Genomic DNA, 24,466 nt, shown 5'->3' with positions numbered 1-24,466 from the left:
CCATGACGCTCCTCCCCAATCCCGCCACCTGGCTGGCAGGCTACATACCCGATCTTCCGACTCCATTTGACGAAGCCGGCGCGCTCGATCTGACCGCGTTTGCGGTACTTTGCGAACGCCAGATCAAGGCCGGCGTCACGGCGATCGTGGTCGGCGAAACAGCCGGCGAAGCCTCCACCCTGACGCCGGCCGAGCACGAAGCCATCGTTCGAGCTGCCGTCGGGATCGCGCGCGGCCGGGTCCGCGTCATTGCCGGCGCGGGATCGAATTCGACCAGCCAGGCGATCGAGTTGACCCGGCGCGCCGAAGCCGCCGGCGCCGACGCGGTTCTTTCTGTGGTGCCCTACTACAACAAGCCGATGCAGAGCGGCATTTTCGCGCACTTTCAGGCGATCGCCGACGCCGCCACGCTACCCATCATCCTGCACGACGTTCCGGCCCGGACCATCCGCGAATTGTCCGACGATACTCTGACGCAGCTCGCCCGATCGAAGCAGTTCATCGGATTGCGCGATGCGACGGGCGACATCACCCGTCCGATGCGGCTTCGGTCGCTGCTGCCTCACGGGTTTCGGCTGCTGTCCGGAGACGACGCGACGGCGCTGGCTTTCATCGCCAATGGCGGGGATGGCTGCATCTCCACGATTTCGAACGTCGCGCCGGAACTGTGCCTGGCGGTGTTCTCGAGCTGCCGGCAGGGACGGCTGCAGAGCGCGCGATACCTGCACAACCGGCTTGCGGCGCTGACATCAGCGCTTTCCAAAGAGAGCCCGGCGGCGCTCAAATATGCGCTGTGCCTGCTCGGCTTCATGTCGCCGGCCACCCGCCTGCCGATCGTCGAGTTGGCGGATCCGGCGAAAGCCGAGGTGGCGAGTGCGATCGCCGGGATCGGCGACGAGGATCTGGGCTGTCCGATCGAGAGTTGGCGCGGACCTCGCCTTCACGCGGATTCGCCTGCCAGATTGTAGAGACATATGAGTTCGAACGTTCCCGGTCTGGAATGGCACGCCAGGACATTGCGGGCATGGCAACTGGCGATCCTGCGATTCGCCGTGACCCTGGACGATGCCGACCGGCTGGCGGTGCTGGCGATCGCAAGCGAGATCGACCGGCTGGGTCCACAGCATGGCGGCAAGCCGGATTTCACGTTTTTCCGCAGAACCAGCGCCGAGCTATGCGCCGCCATCCTGCACCCGAATGAACTCACTTCCCTGATCTTGCGCCAGCATCTGGCGCGGATCGATGACGATCGTCTCAGGCGCATCTTCGCGGCCGCCGTGGACGCCGACCTGCCAAAGACGCCGCCAACCAATAAGTCTGTCAAGCGCGCCAGCGGTTTGTGGAGAGGGCTTTCTTCCCGGGGCAATCACCTGCTCTAGGTAAAGAGGGGCCGCGGCCAACCGGACTCACGCGCCGCCCGTGGAGGCGCGATCGAGGATGTGCTTCTCGCGCCATTTCGGTCCGGGCCCGCGCATATAGTGATCTTCCGGCCGGTATTTCCCGGCCGGCGCGTCAAGGGATGAAGCCAGAAGCGTCACGACGGACCTGATGGCGCTGCGGAGCGAGCAAGCCAGAACCGATGCGGTTAACGGAACCTGTCGCATATGATCCTCCACGCGAAAAAACTGAAGCTGCGAGGCGCGCGCGACGGTCAATCCTCGCGAACCGGGGAGTGGCCGGGATGGCGCGTTGCCCAATCGTGGCGGTCGTGGCGAATGCCGCGAAGTTCGAGCTCGCGCTCCATGCGGCGCAGCTTCGAACTGGCGATCGCCTCGATCAGGTTCTTCAGGAAGCCGTTAACACGCCGCAGAGCGCCGCGCGCGTGGACGCGTGCGCGCTTTCTGCTCGTCCTGGCAAAGCGGTAGTCGCCCCGCGTATCGGTTCGGGTGATGAGATACGATCGATAGGCATCGTCGTAGATGAAATCGGGATACTTGTCGTCGCTCGTGATCAAGTGAGCCATCTTGCATCTCCATGCTCGCTCAACAAGCGAGCTGTTGGTCCGAAGATGCGTGTGACGACATAGGAAATCGAGGCGGCTGTCCGGCCTCTCTCATAGCCGCGGCATAGGCGCCGCCGGAATCGCAGGCAGCGCCGGTTCGCCTCCGGGGTTCCTATATCGCTCTTATGAGATCGCGCGCCGATCCATCTCGCATTCCTACGGCTTCGCCGGCACATCATGCGCATTGGATTTGTGAGGAGGCCGCCATGGCCGCGATCACCTTCAGCACTGATACCGCGCATCCCGGACGGCTCGAAGCCGGGTTTGCGGTTCTGCGCGACATGCTCAACACGTTCGTCAGCTGCCGGATACGGCTGGCCGCAGCGGCGGCCGAACACGCCTGCCCCCGGCAGGCCGCGTCATCGTCGTCGATCAACGTCGGATGATCGCCGTGCAGCTGACAAACCCCGACCTTCCACGGCGGCGGACGCCGATACGTTCGACTGCCGCGCCCGAGCGGGGGCGCGCCGGCATCTTGCCGGCCGGCGATCCCGCAACCGCGACCTTGCAGTTTCAGGCGCTCGATCCCGACATCGTCAGCGAGGCGATCCCGGCATTCTTCATCGGCCGCAACAAGGACGGTTTCTGGGTGGCTCGGGACGCCAAGGGACGAATCGGCGGAATGTTCCTGTTCGCGAACTCCGCCCTGGCGTTTGCGAAGGAAAACAGCGAACCGGAGGGATGCGCGACGATATTTCCGTCCCATCGGTTCGAACTCGATCTGGAAAACAGCGGCAATCCGCTGGTCGACTACCTGGGACCGTTGATGCGCCTTGCGGCGTTCGCTCGGCGGCGAATAGCCGCCCTGCTGGGCTTACGGGCGCCCGGAGCAAAGGAGTTCTGAGATGACGCTGCTGACGCACAGCAACGGCCCGTTCGAATCGGCCACCTATTCATCGGGAGCGCGAAGCACCGCCGGAACAAGCGCTGCGGAAGCGCACCTGACGATGATCAAGCGCTTCTGCATCGGCGCCCTTGCGACGCTGGCGATCGGGGGCGCCGCCAGCGCTGTCGTCGCGCTGCGGGCTGCGCTGTATTTCTCGCGCCATCATTTCTGACGCAACCGCTGCGCGCTAGCTCTGGCGCAAGTAAAGCCAAGCCACCCCGATACTGGCCAGTAACAGCCCCAACCCAAGCTGCCAAAGCGGCACCGACATGGGGTCTCTCAATAGCCAGCCTGAAGCAAATATGCTGATTACCGGTACGGCAATTCGAACGATAGATGCCATGAACTCACCTCGCGCCGTTGCCGGGCGGAAAGCGAGCTTGGCCGGATTTCCTTCAGCGAAGTTGATATGAAACAACTTTCGCAGCGCCCCCTTCTCGTTCATTCCGCCGCGGCGCGAACCGGCTCCCGTACCTGCCGCAGGAACGGAGATCGATGAGGCGAGCCTGATCGGACCCGAAGCGGCTTCTATCCGGCCCTGGCCGAGTCGTTGGTTCGATGGCTGGAACACCAATGAAACGTGACTGCATTGACGGCAGGATTCCCGGTGCTAGCCTTGCCCAAAAAGCGTCGCCCCGGAGGAAGATTCAACAGCGGTCATTGAGGGACGGAAGACATGGACGCAGCATCGACAGCCGCAGGAACGACCGTGCACGTTGCCGAAGGAGTCGTCGCGGCCGGTGTCTATGTTGACGGCCGGCGCGTCGCCAACATCGCGATCGAGGAGGCCGCGAGCTGGCGCAGCAAGCCGGGCCATGTGGTGTGGATCGGCCTGCACGAACCGGATATGGCGCTCCTGAGCAGCGTGCAGCGGCAGTTCGAATTGCACGATCTCGCGATCGAGGATGCGGACCACGCCCATCAGCGACCGAAGATCGAACAATATGGTGACGCGCTGTTCATCGTGGCGCGCACCGCGCAACTCGCCGGCGAAGGCATCGCCTTCGGGGAGACCCATTTGTTTGTCGGCGAGGGATATATCGTTTCAGTCCGTCACGGCGCCTCGACGTCCTATACGCCGGTGCGTGAACGCTGCGAGAGCTGCCCACGAGCGCTCGCCCGCGGCGAGGACTATATCCTCTATGCCATCCTCGATTTCATCGTCGATAACTACTCGCCGGTGCTCGAAACCATCCACGCGGAGGTCGAGGCGATGGAGGCGCATGTGCTCGCGAGCGCGATGACCCGGGCGGAGATCGAGCGGCTTTATTCGCTGCGACGCGATCTGTTGCGCCTGCGCAACGCAGTCGGGCCCCTGGTCGAGGTCTGCCGCAAGCTCGAGCACGACAACCTGCCGATGGTGCGGCCTGCCATGCAGCCGCAGTTTCGCGATGTCACCGATCATGTCCGCACGATTCAGGAGCAGATCGATTCGCTGCGCGAGGTGCTCGCATTCGCATTCGAAGCAAGCCTTCTGATCGGCCAGGCGCAGGAGACCGCGGTCTCCAAGAAGCTCGCCTCATGGCTTGCCATCATCGCAGTCCCGACTGCGATCGCCGGGATCTACGGCATGAACTTCAAGCACATGCCGGAACTGGATTGGGAATACGGCTACTTCGCCGTGATCGGCTCGATCCTGATCGTATGCGCTGCCTTGTTCTGGCGATTTCGCCGCGTCGGATGGCTGTAAGCCAGAGATTCCCGGACGCGGTCACGCGGCGGCCGGACGATCATTTCCTATTCACTCCGCCGCGGCGCGGACCTCGGCGCGCTCGGCCTTGACCGCGCAGAACTTGAATTCGGGGATCTTGCCGAACGGATCGAGCGCGGGGTTGGTCAACAGGTTGGCGGCGGCTTCGGCGTAGCAGAACGGCATGAACACCATGTTCTCCGGCACGTCGCGGTCGGAACGCACCTTGACCTCGACGGCGCCGCGGCGGGTTTGCAGCCGCACCTTGTCGCCCGGCCAGACCTGCAGCTTCCGCATGTCCTTCGGCGACATGAACGCCACCGCCTCCGGCTCGATCTGGTCGAGCACCTGTGAGCGCCGCGTCATCGAGCCGGTGTGCCAGTGTTCGAGCACGCGGCCCGTGGAGAGCACCATCGGGTATTCGCCGTCCGGCAATTCGTCCGGCGGCGAGACATTCGCCGGCACGATCTTGCCGCGGCCGCTCGCGGTCGGGAACCCGGTGGTGAAGATGATCTCGTTGCCGGGCTTGTCGGGGTCGTCGACCGGATAGGTCACCGCACCCTCGCGCACCAGCCGCTCCCAGCTGATGTTGTGCAGCGACGGCATCACCTCTGTCATCTCGGTGAAGACGTCGGCCGGGCCGGCGTAGTTCCAGGGCAGTCCCATGCGCCTGGCGATTTCCTGGATGATCCAGAGATCCTGCCGCGCGTCGCCCGGCGGCTTGACCACCTCGCGCGCCAGCTGCACGCGGCGGTCGGTGTTGGTGAAGGTGCCGGATTTCTCGGCGAATGCCGAGGCCGGCAGGATCACGTCGGCATGAAACGCGGTTTCGGTGACGAACAGGTCCTGCACCACCAGATGCTCGAGTTTGGCCAGCGCCCCGCGGGCGTGCTGCAGATCGGGGTCGGACATCGCCGGGTTTTCGCCCTCGATATACATGCCTGATATTTCGCCGGCATGGATCGCGTTCATGATCTCGACCACGGTCAGCCCGCGCACGGGATCGAGGTCCTGGTGCCAGAGCTTTTCGAACGGTTCGCGCAGGTCGGTGCGGCCGACCGGCTGGTAATCTGGCAGGAACATCGGGATCAGGCCGGCGTCGGAAGCCCCCTGCACGTTGTTCTGGCCGCGCAGCGGATGCAGCCCGGTGCCGGGACGGCCGATCTGGCCGGTGACCAGCGCCAGCGCGATCAGGCAGCGCGCATTGTCGGTGCCGTGGACGTGCTGGCTGATGCCCATGCCCCAGAAGATCAGGGAAGCGCGCGAGCGCGCATAGATCCGCGCCACTTCGCGCAGGGTCTCGGCCGGAATGCCGCAGATCGGCTCCATCTTCTCCGGCGTGAATTCCTTGATGCGCTCTCTCAGTTCGTCGAAGCCTTCGGTATAGCCGGCGATATATTGTTCGTCGGTCAGGCCTTCGCTGATGATGGTGTTGAGCATCGCGTTCAGCATCGCAACGTCGCTGCCGGGCTTGAACTGAAGGTGCTTGTCGGCATGGCGCGACAACGTCTGCCGGCGCGGATCCATCACGATCAGCCTGGCGCCGCGCTTGGCCGCGTTCTTGATGAAGGTCGCGGCGACCGGGTGGTTCACGGTCGGATTGGCGCCGATCACGATGATGACTTCGGCGTCCATGGCCGCCGCAAACGGCGCCGACACCGCGCCGGAGTTGAGGCCTTCCATCAAGGCGGCGACCGACGAGGCGTGGCACAGCCGCGTGCAGTGATCGACGTTGTTGGAGCCGAAGCCGGTGCGCACCAGCTTCTGGAACAAATACGCTTCCTCGTTGGAGCCTTTGGCGGAGCCGAAACCGGCCAGCGCCTTGACGCCCTTCTTGTCGCGAATCTTGACGAGGCCCTTGGCCGCGAGATCGAGCGCCTCTTCCCAGGACGCTTCGCGGAAATGCGTGAAGGGATTGGCCGGATCGACCTGGTCGTTGGCGTCCTTCCTGGCATTCGGCAGCCGCACCAGCGGCTTGGTCAGGCGATGCGGGTGATGGATGTAATCAAATCCAAAACGTCCCTTGACGCAGAGCCGGTTGTGATTGGCCGGGCCGTCGCGGCCCTCGGCATAGATGATCTTCTCGTCCTTGACCTCATAGGTGACCTGACAGCCGACGCCGCAGAACGGACACAGCGAATCCACCTTGCGGTCGGCATAGGTGACGCGGGTCTGCTTGTCGTCGAGCATCACCGCGGGCATCAGCGCGCCGGTCGGACAGGCCTGTACGCACTCGCCGCAGGCGACGCAGGTCGATTCCCCCATCGGATCGTCGAAGTCGAATACGATCTTGGATTCATGACTGCGATACGCCATGCCGATGACGTCGTTGACCTGAACCTCGCGGCAGGCGCGCACGCACAGCCCGCACTGGATGCAGGCGTCGAGATTGACGCGCATCGCCGGATGGCTGGCGTCACCCTCCCAGCGCTCCGCCGAGGGAAAGCGACTTTCGGTGACGCCGGTTTTTTCGGCCCAGTGCCAGAATTTCGAATCGGGATCGTGCGAGGTTGCGCGCGCTGGCTGGTCGGCGACCAGCAATTCCATCACCATCTTTTGCGCGGCAGTCGCGCGCGGGCTCGCCGATTTGACCTTCATGCCGACGCTCGGCGTGCGCTTGCAGGAGGCCGCCAGCACCCGCTCGCCCTCGATCTCGACCATGCAGGCGCGGCAATTGCCGTCGGGCCGGTAGTCCGGCTCCGGCGAATAACAGAGATGCGGGATCTCGCGGCCCTGGCGCTTTGCCACCTGCCAGATGGTCTCGCCGTTGACGGCCTCGACCTGCTGGCCGTCGAGTTCGAACTGGATCTTCGTCATTCCGCCGCTTCCTTGAACTCGTCGGGGAAGTATTTAATGACCGTCGTGAGCGGATTCGAGGCCGCCTGGCCGAGGCCGCAGATCGACGCATCGCGCATCGCCTGGCTCAATTCGTCGAGCAGTTCACGGTTCCACACCGGCTTTTGCATCAACAGCGCCGCCTTCTGGGTGCCGACGCGGCAGGGCGTGCACTGGCCGCAGCTCTCGTCCTCGAAGAAGCGCATCAGGTTCAGCGCCGCGCCCTTCACGCTGTCCCGGTCGGACAGGATCATGACAGCGGCGGAACCGATGAAGCAGCCGTATTTCTCCAGGGTGCCGAAATCGAGCGGGATGTCGTCCATCGAGGCCGGCAGGATGCCGCCCGACGCGCCGCCCGGCAGGTAGGCGTGGAAGGTGTGGCCGTCGGCCATGCCGCCGCAATATTCGTCGATCAGCTCGCGCACCGTGATGCCGGCCGGTGCGAGTTTCATGCCTGGATTCTTCACCCGCCCAGATACCGAGAAGCTACGCAGGCCCTGGCGGTCATGGCGGCCGTGGCCCTTCCACCACTCGGCGCCCTGCTCGACGATGTCGCGCACCCACCACAGCGTCTCGACATTGTTGATCAGCGTCGGCAGGCCGAACAGGCCGACCTGGAACGGATAGGGCGGCTTGTGCCGCGGCAGGCCGCGCTTGCCCTCGATGCTCTCCAGGAGCGAGGATTCCTCGCCGCAGATGTATGCGCCGGCGCCGCGCCGCATGTGCAGCGTGGGGCCACCCGGCGGCAGCTTTGCGATCTCGCGCGTCAGGATTTCGCGTGAGGCCGGGTATTCGTCGCGGATGTAGATGTAGACCTCGGAGGCCTCGACGACATGCGCGCCGATCAGCATGCCCTCGATGAAGCGATGCGGATCGGTCTCGAGGTAGTAGCGGTCCTTGAAGGTGCCGGGCTCGCCCTCGTCGCCGTTGATCGCCATCAGCCGCGGCCCGGGTTCGCCCAGCACGGCGCGCCATTTCCGCCCCGTGGGGAAACCCGCGCCGCCGAGCCCGCGCAAGGACGCGTCGTCGAGCGCCTTCAGCAAATCCTCTTTGGCCAGTTCGGCCGCGCGCAAACGCTTGAGCAGCTGGTAGCCGCCACCGCCGAGGTAGGCATCGTAGTCGACATATTTCGGAAGATGCGCGTGGGTATCGCCGGCCTTGGCCGCCGCCAGCACTTTCGCAGCATCGGCATGATCGACGAAGTTGTGGCCGACTTCGGCCGCGGGCGCGGTGTCGCAGCGGCCAACGCAGGGCGCCCGCACCACGCGAATGCCGGGGCCGGCCGATGTCTCCAGCCCCTGCAGCAGTCTTTCCGCGCCCAGCATGGCGCAGGTCAGGGAATCGCAGACCCGGATGGTCAGCGGCGCGATATCCGGCTCGCCCTCCTTCACCACGTCGAAATGGGCGTAGAAGGTTGCGGTCTCGAACACCTCCGCAAACGACAGCTTCATCTCGTCGGCCAGCGCGGCCAGGTGGGCTGCGGAAATCTGGTGGTATTGGTCCTGGATGAGGTGCAGATGCTCGATCAACAGGTCGCGCCGGCGCGGCCGATCGCCCAGCAAAAGTGCAATCTCTTCAGCTGCTTGGGGGTCGACCTGGCGGCCCTTGGGGGTCGATTTGGCCCGTTTTCGCCCCGCGCCGGGATGCTCGAACGAGCGCACTGTCTGGACGTCATGACTCATTGAAACATCTCATTCCCAGTTTCCCCCGGTCGGCAATCCTAGTCCGTGGCATACCACATGCCAAGAAAAAAGAGTGCCATTCCGGGTGGCCGGCCCGATCAGAAGATCTTGACCGCGCTTTCCATGGTCTTCCACACACCCCACGCCAGCGGAACCCCGACCAGGGCCCAGAACAGCGCGGCCTCAACGTCGAGCCCGCCCTTGCCGATGCCGAACGAGCCGGGCTGCGCCGCCGCCGCGCTGCTCGCACTGGCCGCCTGCAGCCTCGCGACCGCCTCGGCGCTCATGTGCCATTTGGCGTCGACCGGCTTGATCAGATAGTTGCAGACCAGGCCGACGATCAGCATCGCGCACAGGATGTACATGGTGGTGTTGTAGAGCTGATCGCGCGGCACGCCGGCGGCAAGCTGCGCCTCGCGGATATAGTTCACCACGACCGGACCGATGATCCCGGCGGTCGACCACGCCGTCAGCACCCGGCCGTGAATCGCGCCGACGAACTGGGTGCCGAACATGTCGGCGAGATAGGCCGGCACCGTGGCGAAGCCGCCGCCATACATCGACAGGATGATGCAGAAGGCGGCGACGAACAGCAGTATCGAGCCCATATCGGCGAAGGTCGGCGCCAGCGCGTAAAGCGCGATGCCGAGCAGGAAGAACACGAAATAGGTATTCTTGCGGCCGATATAGTCCGACAGCGACGCCCAGAAGAACCGGCCGCCGATGTTGAACAGCGACAACAGGCCGGTGAAGCCGGCCGCGATCACCGCGATGGCTGCCTTCTGCTCGGTCGAGAGCGCGTTGAAGCTGACGCCGGGCCGGTCGATCAGGGAGCCTGCGAAGATCTCCTGCAACATCGGCGAGGCCATGCCGATCACGCCGATGCCGGCCGACACGTTCATGCACAGCACGATCCAGATCATCCAGAACTGCCTGGTCTTGTGCGCGTCGTTGAGGTGGACGTTGTACTGCGAGATCATCGCATTGTCCTGGCGCGGCGGCGTCCAGCCGTCAGGACGCCAGCCCGGCGGCGGAATGCGATAGCGGAACGCGCCGATCATCATGAAACAAAAATAGATCGCCGCCATGGCGACGAAGGTTTCCCAGGCGCCGACCGAGGCCGGGGTCATGAAATAATTCATCAGCAGGTCGGCGAGCGGCGCCCCGATCATGGCGCCGCCGCCGAAACCCATAATCGCCATGCCGGTGGCCATGCCGCGGCGATCAGGAAACCACTTCACCAAAGTGGACACCGGGGAGATGTAGCCGATGCCGAGACCGATGCCGCCGATCACGCCGGAGCCGAGCCACAGCAGCCAGAGCTGATGCAGGTAGATGCCGAGAGCGCCGATCAAGAGGCCGCCAACCCAGCACAGCGAGGCAACGAAGCCGGCCTTGCGCGGGCCGGAGCGTTCGAGCCAGCCGCCCCAGATCGCAGCGGAGACGCCAAGCAGCACGAAGAACAGCGTGTACATCCAACCCATGCTGGCGACGCGCCAGTCGCAGGTCGTCGTGAACAGCTCCTGCATCAGCGACATATCCGGGCAGGACTTCGGCGCATCCACGCCGAGGGCGCGCGACAGCGGCAGCCAGAACACGCTGAAGCCGTAGGCCATGCCGATGCACAGATGGATGCAGAGCGCCGCCGGCGGCACCAGCCAGCGGTTGAAGCCGGCGGTCGCAATCGTCCGCTCGCGATCGAGAATGCCGGCGCCGGGCAGCGCGCCCGCCTGCGCGGCCTGGCTCACGCTCATCCGGCCTGCGCCCCGGCGCTATCGATCTTCTCGATCAGGAACACGATGTGCCGTTCGGCGCGCTCGGTGATTTCGATCTTGTCGCCGGTTTCCCGGATCAGATTGGGGATGTCGATCACTGACAATGGATCGGTGCAAAGAACTTCCAGCAGGTCGCCCGGCTTCAGCGCCTTCAGCGCCTTGCGCGTCTTCAAGGCGGGCAGCGGACATTTCAGGCCGGTGAGGTCGAGTGTTGTCTGGGTCATGAGGCGAACATGGCGAAGCGGGGTCACATCGTCAACGGACAACGCCGGGCCAGCCGAGATTCAGATCAGGCTTGCATAACTAAGAAACCCGACGGTCTGGCCCGGCTGAACCTGCGTGATCTCTTCGCCGAGTTCGACCAGCCCGTCGGTGTCGACCAGCGACGACAACAGTCCCGCGCCCTCGCGCGGAAATTTTGCCGCTTCGAGCACGCCGTCGTCGCCCTTGCGCAAGCTCACCCGGACATATTCACGGCGGCCGGACTTTTTCTTGTAGGTGAAGGCGGCGCGCACCGGCATCGCAACCAGCGGCGCTTGCGCGGCACCCGCCAGCGCCAGAATGGTCGGCCGCACCACATGGACGAAGGTGACGAAACTCGCCACCGGATTTCCCGGCAGCCCGATGAACGGCGTGCCGCCGATGATCCCCATCGCCACGGGACGGCCGGGCTTGATCGCCATCCGCCACAAGACCAGCGAGCCTGCGCTTTCGACGCTGGCCTTGACGTGATCCTCTTCGCCGGTCGAAACGCCGCCGGTGGTCAGGATCAGGTCGTGGGTGCCGGCCACCTTCTTCAGGCCGTCGGCCAGCGAGGCGCGATCGTCCCTGACGATGCCGAGATCGCCGACCTCGCAGCCCAGCCGCGCCAGCATCGCCATCAGCATGAAGCGGTTGGAATCGAACAGCTGCGACGGCGCGCGCGGCGTTCCCGGCGAAACGATTTCGTTGCCGGTCGAGAACACCGCGACGCGGATGCGCCTCTTCACATCGATCTCGTTCAGGCCGAACGCGGCGGCGAGCGCAACATCCTGCGGCCGCAGCCGCCGGCCCGCCTTGAGCGCGGCAAAACCCAAAGCGATGTCTTCGCCGGCGGGGCGCACATTGGCGCCGGGCTTCAGGCCCGCCGGCAGCACTACCCTGCCCGCGTCGTCGATCCGGACATCTTCCTGCATGAACACGGTGTCGGCGCCATCGGGCATCGGCGCGCCGGTGAAAATCCGCACTGCATGGCCCGGCGGAATCGCGTTCCCGGCGGATGCGCCGGCCTGGATCCGTCCGGTCACCGCAAACGCCTGCTCCTCGCCCTGCGGCAGATCGCGGCTGCGCACCGCGTAGCCATCGACGGCGGAATTGGTGAACGGCGGCAGCGCCAGCGGCGCCGCAATGTCGCGAGCGAGTATCCGCCCGTCGGCTTGCGCGAGCGCAACCGTCTCGACCTCGCGCACCGCCGTCACCCGCGCGGCGATGATCCCGACGGCCTCATCGACCGACATCATCGGCCCGCCGAAGGCAAAGCAATCGTCGGACAACTGCGCCATCTGGCCTTCTCAGGTTCTGCCGGCGCTTCGCGCCAGCACGTCCTCGACCGGTATCGCGGACCCCTGCATCATAGCGGCAATGGCCGGGATGTCATCGAGATGGACTACCGGCAGCGTGGTCTCCACCGCCGCATCGGCGGCGATGCCGGCAATGCCGGGATCGTCGGGAAACAGCAGCGGCTTGCCGTTGGCGGCGCGATGCACCTCGATCTTGCGATGCGGCTCGGACTTGAAACCCTCGACCACGACCAGATCGACCTGCGACAGTTTGGCCAGCAGTTCCGGCAGCCGCGGCTCGGAGGCCCCCCGCAATTCGTGCATCAGGGCCCAGCGCTTGCCGGAGGACACCAGCACTTCCGTAGCGCCCGACTGCCGGTGCACCCAGGAATCCTTGCCCGGAGTATCCACATCGAAACTGTGGTGGGCGTGCTTGATCACGGAGACAAGCAGGCCCTGGCCGAGCAGATGGGGGATGACGCGGCTCAACAGCGTCGTCTTGCCGGCGCCGCTCCACCCGGCGAGCCCAATCACTTTCATCTTACTCTCCGAGCCGCCGGCGGAACCGGGCTATGCTTTGCCTCGAGGTGCTTTATATCGGCTAACGGCGAATGTCATGCTAGCCTCCCGGACTATGATGAAGATCGACAAGGCCCCTGTCCCCCTGATCGTCCCCGACCCGCACGACCCGCGGCTGACCGAGCGCGTCGCCGGGACCGACCAGACCGGGGCCGCGGTCGAGATCAACGTACCCGTCGAGCGGGCGCTGACGCTGTACCTGAACGCGCAGGAAATCGTCACCATGATGACGATCGGGGATTATCCGGAGTATCTGGCGCTCGGCTACCTGCTCAATCAGAACATGCTGAAATACGACGACGTCGTCACCGAGGTCGAATATGACGACGACCTGCAGGTGGTGGTGGTGCGCACCGAGCATCACACCAATTTCGAACAGAAATTGAAGAAGCGGACGCAGACTTCGGGCTGCGCGCAAGGCACGGCGTTCGGCGATCTGATGGAGGCCGTGGAAAGCGTGGCGCTGCCGCAGGCCGAACTGCGCACCTCCTGGCTCTACCAGATGACGCACGCGATCAACACCATGCCTTCGCTCTACCTGGAAGCGGGCGCGATCCACGGCTGCGTGCTGTGCAAGGAAGGCACGCCGGTCTGCTACACCGAGGACGTCGGCCGCCACAACGCCGTCGACAAGATCGCGGGCTGGATGTTCCGCCACGGCGTCGATCCCGCCGACAAGATCCTCTACACCACGGGCCGGCTGACCTCCGAAATGGTGATCAAGACGGTGCGGATGGGCATCCCGATCCTGGTGTCGCGTTCCGGCTTCACCGCCTGGGGCGTCGACCTGGCGCGGCAGGTCGGATTGACGCTGGTCGGACGCGCGCGCGGCAAACGCTTCATCGCGCTGTCGGGCCAGGAGCGAATCGTCTACGACCAGAATCTTGCTTTCGTCGAGGAAGAATCCGCGCGCCACAAGCGCAAAGGCGGCGAACGTGACGAGTAAGACCCCGGCGACGTCAACAGACGCGCCGGCGACGCCGGGCGTGCTGCTCGCCGGCGGGCTGGCGCGGCGGATGGGCGGCGGCGACAAGCCGATGCGCGAGATCGGCGGCCGCACCATTCTGGCGCGCGTGATCGCGCGATTGAAGCCGCAATGCGACGGCTTGATCCTCAACGCCAATGGCGATCCGGCGCGGTTCGCAAGCTTCGGGCTGCCTGTGGTGCCCGACGGCGTCGCGGATTTTCCGGGACCGCTCGCCGGCATTTTGGCCGCGCTCGACTGGGCCGCGTCCGTCAGGCCCGGGGTAGCCTGGGTGCTGAGCGCCGCCGCTGACTGTCCGTTCCTGCCGCGCGATCTGGTCGCGCGCCTGCATGCGGCGCGGATTGCGGAGAATGCGCAGCTCGCGGTCGCAGCCTCCGGCGGCCAGTCGCATCCGGTGATCGGCTTGTGGAGCGTCGACTTGCGCGAACAACTTCGCCACGCGTTGGTTGTCGAAGACATCCGCAAGATCGACCGCTGGACCGCGCGCTACCGGCTCGCCACCGTGGAGTGGCCCATTGCGCCGCTCGATCCCTTCTTCAACGCCAATACCATGGACGACATCGCCGAAGCCGAGCGGCTGGCGGCGGTGGACGGAGGCTGATTCACCGCTGGCAGGGAATGAGACCATGACCATCAAGCCGGATTTGAACGGCCGCGTCGCGCTGGTGACGGGCGGATCGCGCGGCATCGGCGCGGCGATTGCGATGGCGCTTGCCGAAGCCGGCGCCGCGGTCGCGGTGAACTACCGGGAACGCGCAGCCGAGGCCGACGCGGTGGCGGCCGGTATCAAGAGCAAGGGCGGCCGCGCGATCGCGGTCGCCGCCGACGTGTCGCGGGCATCAGCCGTCGCCGACATGGTGGACCACGTGGCCTTCGCGCTGGGTCCGATCGACATCCTCGTCAACAACGCCGGTATGGCGAGCGTGCGCGGCATCGACGACCTGACCGAGGCCGATTTCGATGCGACCATCGCGGTCAACCTGAAATCGGCCTTCCTCTGCACCCAGACCGTGCTGCCGGCGATGCGCGCCAAGAAGTGGGGCCGCATCGTCAACATCTCGTCAGGGGCGGCGCGCGGCGCCGGCGCGATCGGGGTGCACTACAACGCCTCCAAGGCCGGCATGGAAGGGCTGACGCGCGGCTATGCGGCGCGGCTGGTCAAGGAAGGCATCACCGTCAATTCGGTGGCGCCGTCGCTGATCGAAACCGACATGATGAAGGGCCGCTCCGATCTCGCCGCCCGCATCCCGCTCGGCCGGCTTGGGCAACCCGATGAAGTCGCGCAGGCGGTGCTGATGGTGCTCGGCAACGACTACATGACCGGCCAGACCATCATGCTGAACGGCGGCATGGCGTTCATTTGAGCGAGATGACGGCTCCACACTCCGCCCTCATCCTGAGGAGCGGCCACTTGGCCGCGTCTCGAAGGATGAGAGGAGAGAACGAGCCTGCTGCCATCCTTCGAGACGCCGCGCAAGCGCGCGGCTCCTCAGGATGAGGTCGGAGTTCGCGTTCCTTACATGAGAATCATGGATCAAGCCGGCCGAAACCCCGCCCCCGCCAGCGCGGCGCGGCCTTCGTCCGACGCCAGCGCCTTCAGGAACGCCTGCACCGCCGGGCGCTGCTTGCGCGCCGTCACCAGCGCAAAATCATAATGCTCTTCGGCAAAGGGAATGAAGCCGAGGCCGGCGGCCTGCGCGACCGGCGCAATCGTCATGCCCCAGTCGGCGCGGTGCTGCGCCACCGCGGCGGCGACCGCGTTGTGCGAGCGCGGCTGGTTCCAGTAGCCGTCGGGCCTGATGTCACCGAGCAGCCGGTCGATCAGGATGCGGGTGCCCGCGCCCTGGTTGCGGTTGACCATGATGCAGGCGGGATCGTCCAGCGCTGCGCGCACCGCGGCTTGCGCGCTCCGTCCATCGAAGCGCCTGTCGCGCTTGCGGAACACGATGCCCTGCATCCGCCGCCAGCCTGGCACCAGTTCAAGGCCGTCGGCAAGATACGGCGTGTTGTAGCTATCGGACTTTTCGTCGAACAGATGAATGGGGGCAAAATCGCATTCGCCGCGCTTGGCGGCGGCGAGACCGCCGAGGCTGCCGACCGCGATCGAACGGACGACGAGACCCGCATGCGCCAGCGGCGCGGTGACGAGATCGAGCCCGGTGCAATGGCTGCCGACGATGACGAGATCCGGCACCCGCACATGCGGCGTGAACAGCGTGACTTCGGCCTCGGTGCCGGCCGGCATCTGGTCGGCCAGCGCATCGATCTTCAGGAAACCGTCGGCCTGCGCGAACGAGGTGATCGCGCCGGAACCCTTGCCAGAGGGATAGGCGATCAGGCCGCTATCGCCCTCGACCAGCGACACCATGACGAATTCGGTGCGGCCGAGTTCGGAGGCGATCCGCACCGGGACTTTGGCGTTAACCCTGGCATCGGAGCGCGGCGGCAGCCCCGCCATGCGGCGCAGCACCGGCACGATCATGTCGTGGAAGGTGAACATCGCCGAGGTCGGAAATCCCGGCAGGATCACCACCGGCTTGCCGTCGCAGACCGCAAGACACAGCGGCTTGCCCGGCTTCAATGCGACGCCGTGGGCAATGATGCCGGGCTTGCCGAGCCGCGCGATGATGCGATGCGAGAGGTCGCCGGCGCCTTTCGAAGTGCCGCCGGACAGCACCAGCATGTCGTTGGCCGCAAGCGCCTTGCGCATCGCGGCTTCGAGTTGTTCCTCGTCATCGGCGACGGCGCCGAGGAATGCGGCCTCGCCGCCGTTCTCGCTCACCGCGGCGGTGACGATCGCGCCGTTGGTGTCGTAGATCGCGGCCGGGCGCAGCGGCTTTCCCGGCTGCACCAACTCGTCACCGGTCGAGATCACCGCGACGCGGGGCGCCCGCGCGACCAGCACCTGCGAAATCCCGCAGGCCGCCAGCATGCCGATCTCACGCGAACCGATCACGGTGCCGGCCCGCAGCAAGGCTTCGCCGCGCGCGATGTCGGAGCCGGCATAGGACACGAATTGCCCGGGCGAAGCGGCGCGGCGGATCTCGATCGCGCGCGGGCCCGCGGGCTGGGTGTGCTCGACCATGACAATGGCGTCGGCGCCGCGCGGCACCGGCCCGCCGGTCGCAATCGAGGTCGCGGTCCCCGACAGCACCGGCCGCACAGGTGCTGTGCCGCAGGCGATCACTTCGTCATTCAGCATCAGCCGAACGGGCGTGGCTTCTCCCGCCATCGCCAGATCGGCAGAGCGAACCGCAAAACCGTCGACATTGGAACGGTCGAACGGCGGCACGTCGATCGGCGCCACGATGTCCTCTGCCAGCGCACGGCCGAGCGCGTCGGCCAGCAGTTGTGATTCGGCAGGAACAGGGCGCGGAAACAACGCCGCCTCGAAACGAGCCAGCGCCTGTTCGCGCGACAGCACGGTCAGGAACTGGTCCTGATCGATCCCTTCGGGGTTATTCGGCAGCGGGGCTTTGGCGTTGCTCATGCTGGGGCTCTTATCATTCCCGCAGCATATAGGCATCGACCGGCGCGCCCGCAGCAAAACCTTCGGCGCCGCCTGATACCACGAGCCAGGCTTCGGCGCGGGCGATGGCATCGAGCGACAGATTGCCCGCCGCCAGCGTCACCCAGACGCCCTGCTCCCGTCTGAGCAGCACGATTTCGGCGATGCCGACGCCGGAGGCGATCTTGCGCGCCAGCGGCAAATTGAGCGTCTTGCGCGGCCGCCGCCCCGACAGCCGATCCAGCGCGGGAAGCGCCAGCGTCCACCACGCCGCGAACGCCTGGTCCGGCGCGCCCGGCAGCGCAACGACCGGCGTTTGGCCGATCCGGCCGACGGCGGAGGTGCGGCCGGGCTGCAGGGCGATGCCGTGCGCGATGCGTTTCCCGCGCTGCGCCAACGCCGTCACGGTCGCATCGGTGCGGCCGACGCCGCTGCCGCCTGTCGTCAGCAGCAGATCGCAGGCTGCCTCGGCGTCGAGCGCCTTGGCGATCGACGCCGCGTCGCGGCCGGCGGCCTCGACGCAAACGACGTCGGCGCCGGCGTTGCGGGCGCTCTCCGCGATCAGTTGCGCCGTCACGGACCGGCCGGCCGCGGGAATATTGACGAGGCGCAGGCGAGGCCGCCGTACGCTCAACTTCTCCATTCCGGCGGCACGCGCGATCAGCAGATCGCGCGGCAGCACGCGCCGTCCGACCTCTACGACAGCGGTTCCAGCGGCGATGTCGCCGCCCGCCCTGCGCACCCCCTGCCCCGGTATCGCCTCCGAAAGCACCTGAACGAGCGGTCCGGCCTGATCGACCGAGTCGGAATCGAGCACGCAGTCGCAAGCCTCAGGCAGTGAATCGCCGGCTTCGACCCAGACCGGCGGCGTCGCCAGCGGCAATGGCGAATAAGAGGACGCGCCGACGAGGTCGCGGGCGCGCAAGGCCCAGCCGTCGCCGGCTGCGATGTCATGCTGCGGCTGCGCTTGCAGCAGCGGCATGTCCGCGGCGATACAGCCGAGCGCCTGCGTCAGCGGAAGCTCGACAGGCGCAACCGGCGCAAGGCCATCGAGCAGCGCCGCGAGCGCGACGTCGAGCGGGGTGAGCGAGGCCGGCAGGCGCTGAGGTGGAGTCATGGGACAATGGTGGACCACTCATCGCTACCTTGGCAACCATCGCTCACCAAACTTGCGCCATCCCGGCGTTCGCCGGGACGACATGATGGATTCGGCTCACTGCCGTGCTCAGCTCCCCTTCTTCTCCGCATTGGGGAAGAACAGCTGCTGGCCGTCGATCTTGTAGGCCGCGATCGCCGCCTGGCCTTCGGCCGAGACCAGCCAGTCGACGAAGGCCTGGCCGAATTCCTTCTTTACGCTCGGAAATTTCTCGGGGTTCACCAGCATGACGCCGTATTGATTGAACAGCCGCTTGTCGCCTTCGACCGCGATCTCGAGCTCGCCGCGGTTCTTGAAGGAGATCCAGGTGCCGCGGTCGGACAGCACATAGCCGTTCATGGCGCCGGCGGTATTGAGCGCCGGGCCCATGCCCTGCCCGATCTCGCGATACCACGGGCCCCTGGCGGCCGCGATATCGATACCGGCCTGTTTCCACAGCGCGAGTTCGGCGGAGTGCGTGCCGGATCTGTCGCCGCGCGAAACGAACGGCGCGCTCTTGGCCTGGATCGCCTTCAGCCCTGCAACGATATCCTTGGTGCCCTTGATTCCCGCCGGATCGCTCTTCGGGCCGATCAGCACGAAATCGTTATACATCACGTCAAATCGCTTCACGCCGAAACCGTCGGCGATGAATTTCTCCTCCTGCGATTTGGCGTGGACGAACACCACGTCGGCATCGCCGCGCCGCGCGGTGTCGAGCGCCTGGCCGGTGCCCTGCGCGATCACCTTTACTTCGATGCCGGTCTTGGCCTTGAAGATCGGCAGGAGATGGCCGAACAACCCGGAATCCTCGGTCGACGTGGTCGAGGCCACCACGATCGAGCGATCCTGCGCATGGCCCGGCGCGAGACTGGCGAGCGTGCCGAGCAAGATGGCCGAGGCGAATGAGGAAAAGCGAAACGTCATCGGGAACTCCTGTTGCGGCAAATCAGATCACGAGATCGCCGCGCAGGAATGCGGCGGCTTCCTGCGTCGTCGGGTGGTCGAGAAAGTCAGCGGCAGCGCCGCGCTCGCACAGCGCGCCGCGAACCATGAAAATCACCTCGCCGGCGAGCCGGCGCACCTGGCCGAGATCGTGCGAGGCCATCACGATCTTGATGCCGGATTGCGCCGCCATCAGCACGATCTCCTCGACGCCGCGCGTCGCCGCCGGATCGAGGCTGGCGGTGGGTTCGTCGAGCAGCAGGATCTCGGGATCGCGCGCCAGGGCGCGGGCCAGCGCCAGCCGCTGTTGTTCGCCGCCGGAGAGCCGCCGCGCCGGGCGTTGCGCCAGATCGGCGAGCCCAACGCGTTCCAGCAATGACGCGACACGCGCCGCGCGTTCCCTGTGCGGCATGCCGGCCTGCGCCAGCGCATAGGCGACATTGGCCGCAGCGGTTCTGCGCAGCATGACCGGGCGCTGAAACAGGATCGCGCGCCGCACCGGCGGGCTCGCGGGCCGGCCGCCCCAGGTGACGCGGCCTGCCGACGGCGCCGCCAGCCCCATGCAGATCCGCAGCAGGGTGCTCTTGCCCGAGCCGTTCGGCCCGACGATCAGCGTCGGCGCGCCCGGCGTGATCGCGAGATTCAACCGGTCGAGGATCACGGTCGCGCCCGCCTGCAGCGTGACGCCATCGAGCACGAGGGGAAGATCGCTGGAGGGTGCGCGCATCGTCAGCCCACCTGCCGTTCCGACCAGACGCGCGTTCCCCACGCGGCGGCATTGATCGCCAGGACGATGGCGACCAGAACGAGCCCCAGTCCCATCGCCAGCGGCAGATTGCCCTTGGAAGTCTCCAGCGCCACCGCGGTGGTCATGGTGCGGGTAAATCCGTCGATATTGCCGCCGACGATCATGACCGCGCCGACTTCGGCGGCGGCCCGCCCGAAACCCGCCAGCAGCGCCGTGAGCAGGCTGAAGCGCGCATCCCACAACAACGTCATCATGCGGCCGGCCGGGCTGACGTCCATCGCCGTCAACTCGTCGCGATACTCGACCCAGAGATCCTCGATGGTCTGGCGCGCCAGCGCCGCGATGATCGGCACGATCAGGATGGTCTGGGCGATGGTCATGGCGGTCGGCGTGAACAGGATGCCCATCGCCCCGAGCGGCCCGGATCGCGACAGCAGCAGGTAGACCGCGAGCCCGACCACGACCGGCGGCAACCCCATCAGCGCATTGAGCAGCACCACCAGGACGGATCGTCCGGGAAAGCGGCTCAGGGCGAGCAGCGCGCCAAGCGGCATGCCGACGAGAGCGGCCAGCGCCACCGCGGACAGGCTGACGGCAAGCGAAAGCCGCACGATCGCGAACAGCGCGGCATCGCCGTTCAGGATCAGTTCCCAGGCGCTGGACTGGTCGGACATTGCTCCCTCCACCCGCCTTGTTCCGCATCAATTCCGCTTATGTCAACTCATTGAACAGAAGCAGAAATATGCATATGAGTGCAGGATGGAGTTTTTGACCACCAGCGAGGCTGCCGACTATGTCCGGCTCGGAGAGCGCAAGCTCTACGAACTCGTGACCTCGGGCGCGATCCCCTGCAGCAAGGTGACCGGCAAGTGGCTGTTTCCGCGCCAGGAGCTGGATCTCTGGGTACTTGCGGGACTGGCACGTCCCGCCGGCATGATCGCGGCGGACCCGCCGCCCATTGTCGGCGGCAGCCAGGACGATCTGCTGGAATGGACCTTGCGCGAATCCGGCTCCGGCCTGGCGTCGCTGACCGAGGGCACCGCGCGCGGCGTCGATCGCCTGCAGCGCGGCGAGGTGATCGCCGCGGCGGTGCATTTCCACAACGATGACGTTACCGGCGAAGACGCCAATGTCGCGGCAGTGCGCGCAATGCCGGGGCTGCACGATGCCGTGCTGGTCGGACTGGCGCGACGCGAACAGGGCCTGCTGGTTCCATCAGGTAATCCCAAACAGCTGCACAGCCTGACGGATGTTGTCGCTGCAGGCGCGCAGATGGCCGTCCGGCAGCCCGGCGCCGGCGCGCAGATGCTGCTCGATGTGCTGCTGAGGCGCGCCGGCGCCAGCCTCAAGGACCTGCGCCGGCTCGAGCCGCCATGTCTCACCGGCCCCGATCTCGCGGCCGCGATCCGCGCCGGCAGGGCCGACTGCGGCGTTGCCACCCGCGCCGCGGCGAAATCGGCGGGTCTCGATTTCGTCCCGCTGCTCTGGGAGAATTTCGACCTATTGATGCGGCAGCGCAGCTATTTCCGCCCCTCTGTTCAGGCGCTGATCGGTTTCATCGGGCAGAAGCGGCTGGCGCAGCGGGCCGCCGAACTCGGCGGATATGACCCTGCTCCCGCGGGCCAAATCCGCTTCGCCGCCTGAGCGGCCGGCCGACGCGGACCTTCCAATAGTTGCAATTGCGACCAATTGGCGCTATCGAGCGCCGAAACAAGCAATGACGGCCAACGCGCCGAAACGGTCATGGGAGGACCAGAGTGATTTCAGCCAGAACAATATCCATGCTCGGCGCATTCGCGGCCGTGGTGCTGTCATCGGCATCGGCGCTGGCGCAGGTGTCGGACGACGTGGTCAAGATCGGCGTGCTCACCGACATGAATGGACCGGCATCGACGCCGACCGGCCAGGGCTCGGTGACCGCGGCGCAGATGGCGGTGGACGATTTCGGCGGCAAGGTGCTGGGCAAGCCGATCAGCGTGATCGTCGGCGATCATCAGCTCAAGCCGGATATCGGCGGCGCCATTGCGCGGCGCTGGTACGATGTCGATCAGGTCGACCTGATCGTGGACGTGCCGGTGTCGGCGGTGGGGCTGGCGGTGCAGAACATCGCCACCGAAAAGAAGAAGCTGCTGATCGTTCACTCCACCGGCACCGCCGACTTCCACGGCAAATTCTGCTCGCCCTATGCGATGCAGTGGGTGTTCGACACCCGTGCGCTCGCGGTCGGCACCGCGCAGGCGGTGGTGAAGCGCGGCGGCGACAGCTGGTTCTTCATCACCGACGACTACGCGTTCGGGCATTCGCTGGAGCGTGACGCCGCCAGCGTCGTCACCAAGAGCGGCGGCAAGGTGCTGGGATCGGTGCGCCCGCCGCTGGCGACGCCGGACCTGTCGTCCTTCGTGCTGCAGGCCCAGGCCTCGAAGGCCAAGATCATCGGCATCGCCGGCGGGCCGCCGAACAACATGAACGAGATCAAGACCGGCGCCGAGTTCGGCGTCTTCAAGGGCGGCCAGCAGATGGCGGCCTTGCTGGCGCTGATCACCGACATCCATTCGCTCGGCCTGCCGGCGGCGCAGGGCCTGCTGCTGACGACCTCGTTCTACTGGGACATGGACGACAAGACCCGCGAATGGTCGAAGCGCTACTTCGCCAAGATGAACCGGATGCCGACGATGTGGCAGGCCGGCGTCTATTCATCCGTGATGTATTACCTCAACGCCATCAAGGAGAGCGGCACCGACGAACCGCTCAAGGTGGCGGCGAAGATGCGCGAGAAGCCGATCGAGGATTTCTTTTCCCGCAACGGCAAGCTGCGCGAGGACAATCTGATGGTTCATGACCTCATGCTGGTCGAGGTCAAGAAGCCGGAGGAGTCGAAATATCCGTGGGACTACTACAAGATCCTGGCGAAGATTTCCGGACAGGAAGCGTTCGGCCCGCCCGATCCGGCCTGTTCGCTGGTGAAGAAGTAGCCCGGATCAGCAAACACGTCGTCATGGCCGGGCTTGCCGCGGCGCACCGGATGCCCCGCTTTCGCGGGGCATGACGGCGAGAGGGACGCCCGGCATTGCCGGATCGCGGCGGTCCCTGTAAACGGTGGCGGCACCGTTGCGTGCCGCCCGCGGCGGCACTCCTGCGGCGGGGCCTGTAGCTCAATGGTTAGAGCCGGCCGCTCATAACGGTCTGGTTGCAGGTTCGAGTCCTGCCGGGCCCACCACGCTTCGCCCTGACGGGCTTCGCGTGGCGCAGCCACGCGGAGACCAGAAGGACGAAGCGTGGTGTCCGGCGTAGCTTGAGCGCAGCGAAAGCGAAGACGGACTGGAAGCTACGGGCCAAAGCGGGCTCCTCGGCCCGCGAGCTACGGCTCCGAAGGGCTCCCAACCAAAATATCGAAAACAACCCCATGCAAAGTAACAAGGGGGTCGCCGGCATGGATGCTTGACCGGCAAAAACATTTTGACACGTCGGGCAAATCACCGGCACACTTTCAACATCGCACGACTTTCAGGCCGCTCATGGCCCCGCCAAACGGCTGTTCGGCGCGATTGCAGGCTAAAAATCCCGACAATTGAAGTTGCACCGGCTCGCCGCAGCGAACGATTGCCTGCGCGTTGCCGCAACCCGCGCGCTTGCCGTGCGCGTGCCCGAGGAGAAATCGACGTGAACACAATTTCCGATCACGACGAGGCAACGGCACTGGCCGCAACCGGTCAAACCAGGGCTGCCGCAGGCGCTGTGCGTAGCGGGCGGGCGAGCACCGAAGGGCGATGCTCGCCCCTGCAGGTAAAACTCTCGCCACACGGATTCGCGATCGACCATGCGGATCCGGCGCTCGGCGAACAGCTGATGGCTGATGCATTGGGGGTCGCCGATCGCGATGCGATGCATGGTGGATGAACGCGGCCGCCCCTTGCTTCATGAGCACAAGACGTGCGGCAAGCTGTTCGATCCGGTAACCGTCTGTTCTGAATGTGGCGAGCCGATCCACGCCAAAGAAGTTGTTGTTCACGCAGGGCCGGGTGCCGCGGAAGGCGCGGCCGAGGAGTTGGCTGCTCTCTCCCCCATCATCCGTTCGCCGGCAGAGCCCAGCCGGCGAGCCAGGGAGGGCGCACAAACTCTGCAACGCTGCACTGTTCAAATCGTCAGACTGATTCGCAG

Annotated in this window: 26 protein-coding genes and 1 tRNA gene; 13 read left to right on the top strand and 14 right to left on the bottom strand. The window is 65.9% G+C overall.

Translation table 11 applies throughout. From position 1 onward, the window contains the following. Positions 1–2 precede the first annotated feature (2 nt). On the top strand, positions 3–968 hold the full coding sequence (dapA, locus tag KMZ68_RS06340; protein WP_215614984.1) for a 4-hydroxy-tetrahydrodipicolinate synthase: 966 nt from the start codon (positions 3–5) through the stop codon (positions 966–968). Positions 969–1,052: 84 nt separating this feature from the next. Continuing rightward, on the top strand, positions 1,053–1,379 hold the full coding sequence (locus KMZ68_RS06335; RefSeq protein ID WP_215614983.1) for a hypothetical protein: 327 nt from the start codon (positions 1,053–1,055) through the stop codon (positions 1,377–1,379). A gap of 27 nt (positions 1,380–1,406) precedes the next feature. Here the strand turns inward: KMZ68_RS06335 and KMZ68_RS06330 are convergent, their stop codons facing one another. Further along, positions 1,407–1,655 carry a hypothetical protein gene (locus KMZ68_RS06330; RefSeq protein WP_249779543.1) on the bottom strand — a complete coding sequence of 83 codons (249 nt, stop codon included), beginning with the start codon at positions 1,653–1,655 and terminating at the stop codon, positions 1,407–1,409. Next, on the bottom strand, positions 1,652–1,963 hold the full coding sequence (locus tag KMZ68_RS06325; RefSeq protein WP_215614982.1) for a hypothetical protein: 312 nt from the start codon (positions 1,961–1,963) through the stop codon (positions 1,652–1,654). The genes KMZ68_RS06330 and KMZ68_RS06325 overlap by 4 nt, the downstream gene beginning before the upstream one ends. 245 nt (positions 1,964–2,208) lie before the next feature. On the opposite strand from KMZ68_RS06325, the gene KMZ68_RS06320 reads away from it, so the two are divergent. The 3 genes from KMZ68_RS06320 to KMZ68_RS06310 all read left to right on the top strand — a co-directional run bounded on the left by KMZ68_RS06320 (position 2,209) and on the right by KMZ68_RS06310 (position 3,060). Then, a complete protein-coding gene (locus tag KMZ68_RS06320) occupies positions 2,209–2,388 on the top strand; it encodes a hypothetical protein (RefSeq protein WP_215614981.1) in 180 nt (59 codons plus the stop codon). Positions 2,389–2,477: 89 nt separating this feature from the next. Continuing rightward, positions 2,478–2,846, top strand: a complete 369-nt coding sequence (locus KMZ68_RS06315) for a hypothetical protein (RefSeq protein ID WP_215614980.1) — start codon at positions 2,478–2,480, stop codon at positions 2,844–2,846. Position 2,847: 1 nt separating this feature from the next. After that, positions 2,848–3,060, top strand: a complete 213-nt coding sequence (locus KMZ68_RS06310) for a hypothetical protein (protein WP_215614979.1) — start codon at positions 2,848–2,850, stop codon at positions 3,058–3,060. 15 nt (positions 3,061–3,075) lie between these two features. Here KMZ68_RS06310 and KMZ68_RS06305 read toward each other — a convergent pair whose 3' ends face one another. Further along, complete coding sequence (locus tag KMZ68_RS06305) at positions 3,076–3,333, bottom strand: hypothetical protein (protein WP_215614978.1); 258 nt, start codon at positions 3,331–3,333, stop codon at positions 3,076–3,078. A gap of 231 nt (positions 3,334–3,564) precedes the next feature. Between KMZ68_RS06305 and KMZ68_RS06300 the strand changes: the two genes are divergently transcribed. Then, entirely contained in the window at positions 3,565–4,578 is a 1,014-nt protein-coding gene (locus KMZ68_RS06300) for a magnesium and cobalt transport protein CorA (protein ID WP_215614977.1), read from the top strand. Positions 4,579–4,629: 51 nt separating this feature from the next. Here the strand turns inward: KMZ68_RS06300 and fdhF are convergent, their stop codons facing one another. The 6 genes from fdhF to mobB all read right to left on the bottom strand — a co-directional run bounded on the left by fdhF (position 4,630) and on the right by mobB (position 12,948). Beyond that, complete coding sequence (gene fdhF / locus KMZ68_RS06295) at positions 4,630–7,395, bottom strand: formate dehydrogenase subunit alpha (protein ID WP_215614976.1); 2,766 nt, start codon at positions 7,393–7,395, stop codon at positions 4,630–4,632. After that, entirely contained in the window at positions 7,392–9,095 is a 1,704-nt protein-coding gene (locus tag KMZ68_RS06290) for an NADH-ubiquinone oxidoreductase-F iron-sulfur binding region domain-containing protein (RefSeq protein ID WP_215614975.1), read from the bottom strand. Before KMZ68_RS06290 ends, fdhF begins: the two co-directional genes overlap by 4 nt. A 98-nt stretch (positions 9,096–9,193) precedes the next feature. Continuing rightward, positions 9,194–10,849, bottom strand: a complete 1,656-nt coding sequence (locus KMZ68_RS06285) for an OFA family MFS transporter (RefSeq protein WP_215614974.1) — start codon at positions 10,847–10,849, stop codon at positions 9,194–9,196. Continuing rightward, positions 10,846–11,094 (bottom strand): sulfurtransferase TusA family protein, encoded by a 249-nt coding sequence (locus KMZ68_RS06280; protein WP_215614973.1) that lies wholly within the window; start codon positions 11,092–11,094, stop codon positions 10,846–10,848. The genes KMZ68_RS06285 and KMZ68_RS06280 overlap by 4 nt, the downstream gene beginning before the upstream one ends. Positions 11,095–11,154: 60 nt before the next feature. Then, positions 11,155–12,411, bottom strand: a complete 1,257-nt coding sequence (locus KMZ68_RS06275) for a molybdopterin molybdotransferase MoeA (protein ID WP_215614972.1) — start codon at positions 12,409–12,411, stop codon at positions 11,155–11,157. Positions 12,412–12,420: 9 nt separating this feature from the next. After that, a complete protein-coding gene (gene mobB, locus KMZ68_RS06270) occupies positions 12,421–12,948 on the bottom strand; it encodes a molybdopterin-guanine dinucleotide biosynthesis protein B (protein WP_215614971.1) in 528 nt (175 codons plus the stop codon). A 94-nt stretch (positions 12,949–13,042) separates the two neighbouring features. On the opposite strand from mobB, the gene fdhD reads away from it, so the two are divergent. From fdhD to KMZ68_RS06255, 3 genes are all read left to right on the top strand, one after another. Then, positions 13,043–13,933, top strand: coding sequence for a formate dehydrogenase accessory sulfurtransferase FdhD (gene fdhD / locus KMZ68_RS06265; RefSeq protein WP_215606580.1), 891 nt, complete (start codon positions 13,043–13,045; stop codon positions 13,931–13,933). Positions 13,934–14,003: 70 nt separating this feature from the next. Further along, on the top strand, positions 14,004–14,573 hold the full coding sequence (gene mobA / locus KMZ68_RS06260) for a molybdenum cofactor guanylyltransferase MobA (protein WP_249779614.1): 570 nt from the start codon (positions 14,004–14,006) through the stop codon (positions 14,571–14,573). Positions 14,574–14,598: 25 nt separating this feature from the next. Beyond that, entirely contained in the window at positions 14,599–15,336 is a 738-nt protein-coding gene (locus tag KMZ68_RS06255; RefSeq protein ID WP_371741419.1) for an SDR family NAD(P)-dependent oxidoreductase, read from the top strand. Between the two features lie 170 nt (positions 15,337–15,506). On the opposite strand, the gene KMZ68_RS06250 is transcribed toward KMZ68_RS06255, so the two are convergent. From KMZ68_RS06250 to KMZ68_RS06230, 5 genes are all read right to left on the bottom strand, one after another. Beyond that, positions 15,507–17,462 carry a molybdopterin biosynthesis protein gene (locus KMZ68_RS06250; RefSeq protein WP_215614969.1) on the bottom strand — a complete coding sequence of 652 codons (1,956 nt, stop codon included), beginning with the start codon at positions 17,460–17,462 and terminating at the stop codon, positions 15,507–15,509. A gap of 13 nt (positions 17,463–17,475) precedes the next feature. Then, on the bottom strand, positions 17,476–18,597 hold the full coding sequence (locus KMZ68_RS06245; RefSeq protein ID WP_215614968.1) for a molybdopterin-binding protein: 1,122 nt from the start codon (positions 18,595–18,597) through the stop codon (positions 17,476–17,478). A gap of 108 nt (positions 18,598–18,705) precedes the next feature. After that, positions 18,706–19,542 (bottom strand): substrate-binding domain-containing protein, encoded by an 837-nt coding sequence (locus tag KMZ68_RS06240; protein ID WP_215614967.1) that lies wholly within the window; start codon positions 19,540–19,542, stop codon positions 18,706–18,708. A 22-nt stretch (positions 19,543–19,564) separates the two neighbouring features. After that, positions 19,565–20,287: an energy-coupling factor ABC transporter ATP-binding protein gene (locus KMZ68_RS06235; RefSeq protein ID WP_215614966.1), complete on the bottom strand. Its 723-nt coding sequence runs from the start codon at positions 20,285–20,287 to the stop codon at positions 19,565–19,567. Positions 20,288–20,289: 2 nt separating this feature from the next. Then, complete coding sequence (locus tag KMZ68_RS06230) at positions 20,290–20,982, bottom strand: ABC transporter permease (protein ID WP_215614965.1); 693 nt, start codon at positions 20,980–20,982, stop codon at positions 20,290–20,292. An 85-nt stretch (positions 20,983–21,067) separates the two neighbouring features. Here KMZ68_RS06230 and KMZ68_RS06225 point away from each other — a divergent pair, with 85 nt between their 5' ends. The 4 genes from KMZ68_RS06225 to KMZ68_RS06210 all read left to right on the top strand — a co-directional run bounded on the left by KMZ68_RS06225 (position 21,068) and on the right by KMZ68_RS06210 (position 24,205). Next, positions 21,068–21,952 (top strand): helix-turn-helix transcriptional regulator, encoded by an 885-nt coding sequence (locus tag KMZ68_RS06225; protein ID WP_215614964.1) that lies wholly within the window; start codon positions 21,068–21,070, stop codon positions 21,950–21,952. 137 nt (positions 21,953–22,089) lie between these two features. Then, complete coding sequence (locus tag KMZ68_RS06220) at positions 22,090–23,280, top strand: ABC transporter substrate-binding protein (RefSeq protein ID WP_215614963.1); 1,191 nt, start codon at positions 22,090–22,092, stop codon at positions 23,278–23,280. A 169-nt stretch (positions 23,281–23,449) separates the two neighbouring features. Continuing rightward, positions 23,450–23,525: transfer RNA gene (locus tag KMZ68_RS06215), tRNA-Ile, on the top strand. A gap of 443 nt (positions 23,526–23,968) precedes the next feature. Beyond that, positions 23,969–24,205 (top strand): hypothetical protein, encoded by a 237-nt coding sequence (locus tag KMZ68_RS06210; protein ID WP_215614962.1) that lies wholly within the window; start codon positions 23,969–23,971, stop codon positions 24,203–24,205. Positions 24,206–24,466: the final 261 nt, after the last annotated feature.

The sequence above is a fragment of the Bradyrhizobium sediminis genome (genome assembly GCF_018736105.1).
Taxonomy (GTDB): Bacteria; Pseudomonadota; Alphaproteobacteria; order Rhizobiales; family Xanthobacteraceae; genus Bradyrhizobium.
The sequence above is the reverse complement of the archived record's forward strand: the minus strand, read 5'-3'. Positions and strand labels throughout refer to the sequence as shown.

What these genes read in the sequence shown, in the direction of transcription:
- dapA (WP_215614984.1), top strand. Translation starts at nt 3, where the DNA reads ATGACGCTCCTCCCCAATCCCGCCACCTGGCTGGCAGGCTACATACCC.
- KMZ68_RS06325 (WP_215614982.1), bottom strand. Translation starts at nt 1,963, where the DNA reads ATGGCTCACTTGATCACGAGCGACGACAAGTATCCCGATTTCATCTAC.
- KMZ68_RS06320 (WP_215614981.1), top strand. Translation starts at nt 2,209, where the DNA reads ATGGCCGCGATCACCTTCAGCACTGATACCGCGCATCCCGGACGGCTC.
- KMZ68_RS06310 (WP_215614979.1), top strand. Translation starts at nt 2,848, where the DNA reads ATGACGCTGCTGACGCACAGCAACGGCCCGTTCGAATCGGCCACCTAT.
- KMZ68_RS06305 (WP_215614978.1), bottom strand. Translation starts at nt 3,333, where the DNA reads ATGAACGAGAAGGGGGCGCTGCGAAAGTTGTTTCATATCAACTTCGCT.
- KMZ68_RS06300 (WP_215614977.1), top strand. Translation starts at nt 3,565, where the DNA reads ATGGACGCAGCATCGACAGCCGCAGGAACGACCGTGCACGTTGCCGAA.
- fdhF (WP_215614976.1), bottom strand. Translation starts at nt 7,395, where the DNA reads ATGACGAAGATCCAGTTCGAACTCGACGGCCAGCAGGTCGAGGCCGTC.
- KMZ68_RS06290 (WP_215614975.1), bottom strand. Translation starts at nt 9,095, where the DNA reads ATGAGTCATGACGTCCAGACAGTGCGCTCGTTCGAGCATCCCGGCGCG.
- KMZ68_RS06285 (WP_215614974.1), bottom strand. Translation starts at nt 10,849, where the DNA reads ATGAGCGTGAGCCAGGCCGCGCAGGCGGGCGCGCTGCCCGGCGCCGGC.
- KMZ68_RS06280 (WP_215614973.1), bottom strand. Translation starts at nt 11,094, where the DNA reads ATGACCCAGACAACACTCGACCTCACCGGCCTGAAATGTCCGCTGCCC.
- KMZ68_RS06275 (WP_215614972.1), bottom strand. Translation starts at nt 12,411, where the DNA reads ATGGCGCAGTTGTCCGACGATTGCTTTGCCTTCGGCGGGCCGATGATG.
- mobB (WP_215614971.1), bottom strand. Translation starts at nt 12,948, where the DNA reads ATGAAAGTGATTGGGCTCGCCGGGTGGAGCGGCGCCGGCAAGACGACG.
- fdhD (WP_215606580.1), top strand. Translation starts at nt 13,043, where the DNA reads ATGATGAAGATCGACAAGGCCCCTGTCCCCCTGATCGTCCCCGACCCG.
- mobA (WP_249779614.1), top strand. Translation starts at nt 14,004, where the DNA reads ATGGGCGGCGGCGACAAGCCGATGCGCGAGATCGGCGGCCGCACCATT.
- KMZ68_RS06255 (WP_371741419.1), top strand. Translation starts at nt 14,599, where the DNA reads ATGACCATCAAGCCGGATTTGAACGGCCGCGTCGCGCTGGTGACGGGC.
- KMZ68_RS06250 (WP_215614969.1), bottom strand. Translation starts at nt 17,462, where the DNA reads ATGAGCAACGCCAAAGCCCCGCTGCCGAATAACCCCGAAGGGATCGAT.
- KMZ68_RS06245 (WP_215614968.1), bottom strand. Translation starts at nt 18,597, where the DNA reads ATGACTCCACCTCAGCGCCTGCCGGCCTCGCTCACCCCGCTCGACGTC.
- KMZ68_RS06240 (WP_215614967.1), bottom strand. Translation starts at nt 19,542, where the DNA reads ATGACGTTTCGCTTTTCCTCATTCGCCTCGGCCATCTTGCTCGGCACG.
- KMZ68_RS06235 (WP_215614966.1), bottom strand. Translation starts at nt 20,287, where the DNA reads ATGCGCGCACCCTCCAGCGATCTTCCCCTCGTGCTCGATGGCGTCACG.
- KMZ68_RS06230 (WP_215614965.1), bottom strand. Translation starts at nt 20,982, where the DNA reads ATGTCCGACCAGTCCAGCGCCTGGGAACTGATCCTGAACGGCGATGCC.
- KMZ68_RS06225 (WP_215614964.1), top strand. Translation starts at nt 21,068, where the DNA reads ATGGAGTTTTTGACCACCAGCGAGGCTGCCGACTATGTCCGGCTCGGA.
- KMZ68_RS06220 (WP_215614963.1), top strand. Translation starts at nt 22,090, where the DNA reads ATGCTCGGCGCATTCGCGGCCGTGGTGCTGTCATCGGCATCGGCGCTG.